The sequence below is a fragment of the Roseomonas sp. TS2 genome, from assembly GCF_058833935.1.
Genome location: NZ_JCACVY010000318.1, coordinates 1 through 2,454 on the forward strand (window position 1 = coordinate 1; position 2,454 = coordinate 2,454).

A 2,454-nucleotide genomic window follows, 5' to 3' on the forward strand; every position below is an offset into this window, starting at 1 on the left:
TGGTGAAGGAATATCCCCGCACCGGCCTCGGCGGCTGGCTGGCCAGGCTCGCCGGCCGCGCGCCGGAAGCGCCCTTCCGCGCGGTGGACGGCATCTCCTTCCATGTGAACCGGGGCGAGAGCGTCGGGCTGGTGGGCGAATCCGGCTGCGGCAAGTCCACCACCTCGATGATGCTGATGCGCCTGCTCGACCCCACCGCCGGGCGCATCCGCTTCGCCGGGCAGGAGATCGGCGCCATGCCAGCCCGGGGCTTCGCCGCCTCGCCGCTGCGGCCGCGCATCCAGATGGTGTTCCAGGACCCGACCGACAGCCTCAACCCCCGCCTCACCGCATCCCGCGCCATCGCCGACCCCATCCTGCGCATGGGGCGCGAGCGCGGCGCGGCACTCCAGGCGCGCGTCGAGGAACTGGCCGATCTCGTCGGCCTGCCGCGCATCCTGCTGCACCGCTTCCCGCACCAGCTCTCCGGCGGGCAGAAGGCGCGGATCGGCATCGCCCGCGCCATCGCGCTGAACCCCGACCTCGTCATCCTCGACGAACCCACCGCGGCGCTCGACGTCTCCGTCCAGGCGGTGGTGCTGAATCTCCTCCAGGACCTCAAGCTCAGGCTGGGGATGAGCTACCTCTTCGTCAGCCACGATTTGCACGTGGTCCGCCTGCTCTGCGACCGCGTCATCGTCATGCGGCAGGGCAAGGTGGTGGAGGAAGGCTCCTCCCGGCAGGTGCTGGAGAACCCGCGCGCCGACTACACGCGCGAACTCATCGCGGCGATCCCGCACCCGCCGGTTTAGCGCGCGATCGTCGGAAGCCGCAGGCCGGAGACGTGAATCGCACGCGCGAAAAAAGCGCTGGGGAAGCGCAGCTTCCCCAGGCCCCTTCAGTTTCTGCAAGTTCTCGGGCGCCGCTGGCGCCCTCCGGGAGAGACACCATGGCCAAAGACCCGATCGAACAGGCGGTGGAGACAGCAGCGGAGCTGCACGGACTCACACTGCAAGCCGAATGGCTCGAAGCCTCCACCACCGCCCTGCGCACCGTGGCGGCGGCGGCGCGGCTGGTGGAGGAGTTTCCTCTGGAGGACGACGCAGAATACGCGCCGGTGTTCCACGCATGAGCAACACCGCCAGCGACATCGCCGCCACCATCCGCGGCCGCCGCAGCACCGCCCGCGCCGTCACGGAAGCGGCCCTGGCACGCATCGCCCTGGAAAACCCCACGGTTAATGCCTTCACCGATGTCACCGCCGCCCGCGCCCTCGCCCGCGCGGACGCCATCGACGCGCAGCTGGCCGAAGGGCGCGACCCTGGCCCGCTCGCCGGCGTGCCCTTCGCAGTGAAGAACCTGTTCGACATCGCCGGGCTGCCCACCCGCGCCGGTTCCCGGATCAACCGCGACCGCGCCCCCGCCCCGCGCGACGCCTTCCTCGCCCGCAAACTGGAGGAATCCGGCGCCATCCTGCTCGGCGCGCTGAACATGGGTGAGTACGCCTACGATTTCACCGGCGAGAACGCGCATGACGGCCCCTCCCGCAATCCGCGCGACCTCGCGCGCATGACGGGCGGCTCCTCCGGCGGCTCCGGCGCGGCGGTGGCCGCCGGCATGGTGCCGGTGGCGCTGGGGTCGGACACCAACGGCTCCATCCGCGTGCCGGCCTCGCTCTGCGGCGTGTTCGGCCTCAAGCCCACCTATGGGCGCCTCAGCCGCGCCGGCACCTTCCCCTTCGTCTCCTCCTTCGACCATCTCGGCCCCCTCGCCGCCGGCGTCACCGACCTCGCCCTCGCCCATGACGCCATGCAGGGCGCGGACCCGGAGGACCCGATGCAGGCCCAGCGCCCCGTGGAGCCGGTGCTGCCGTCGCTGGAGGATGGGATCGGTGGTCTCCGCATCGCCATCGCCGGCGGGCATTTCGCGCAGGGTGGCCACCGGGCGGCGCATGACGCCGTGGCGCTGGCGGCCAAGGCGCTCGGCGCCAGCCGCGTGGTGGAGTTCCCCGAGGCCACCCGCGCCCGCGCCGCCGCCTATGTCATCACCGCCGCCGAGGGCGCCGCCCTGCACGCGGAGCGCCTGCGCGCCCGCGCCGCCGATTTCGACCCCGAGGTGCGGGACCGGCTGATCGGCGGCCTCGCCATCCCCGGCGCCTGGGTGGCGCGGGCGCAGCGCTTCCGCCGCTGGTACCAGGCGCGGGTGCTGGAACTCTTCGCCGAGGTGGACCTGATCCTCGCCCCCGCCACCCCCGTCCGCGCCCCGCGCCTTGGGCAGAAGACGCTGGAATGGGAGGGGCAGAGCCTGCCGCTGCGGCCCAACCTCGGCCTCTACACCCAGCCTGTCTCCTTCATCGGCCTGCCGGTGGCGGCGGTGCCGCTCTGGCCGGGCGCGGCGGAGCCGCCCGGGCCGGATGATGGCCTGCCGGTCGGCGTGCAGATCATCGCCGCGCCCTGGCGGGAGGATCTGGCGCTG

At 72.8% G+C, this 2,454-nt stretch carries 3 protein-coding genes; all 3 read left to right on the forward strand.

All coding sequences use genetic code 11. The features are described from left to right. On the forward strand, positions 1 to 791 hold a 791-nt coding region (locus tag ACZJYS_RS23955), incomplete at its 5' end, for an ABC transporter ATP-binding protein (protein WP_493180593.1). A 137-nt stretch (positions 792 to 928) separates the two neighbouring features. Then, a complete protein-coding gene (locus ACZJYS_RS23960) occupies positions 929 to 1,111 on the forward strand; it encodes a DUF4089 domain-containing protein (protein WP_493180594.1) in 183 nt (60 codons plus the stop codon). Beyond that, a partial coding sequence (locus ACZJYS_RS23965; RefSeq protein WP_493180595.1) for an AtzE family amidohydrolase occupies positions 1,108 to 2,454 on the forward strand: 1,347 nt, incomplete at its 3' end. The genes ACZJYS_RS23960 and ACZJYS_RS23965, both read left to right, overlap by 4 nt.

What these genes read in the sequence shown, in the direction of transcription:
- ACZJYS_RS23960 (WP_493180594.1), top strand. Translation starts at nt 929, where the DNA reads ATGGCCAAAGACCCGATCGAACAGGCGGTGGAGACAGCAGCGGAGCTG.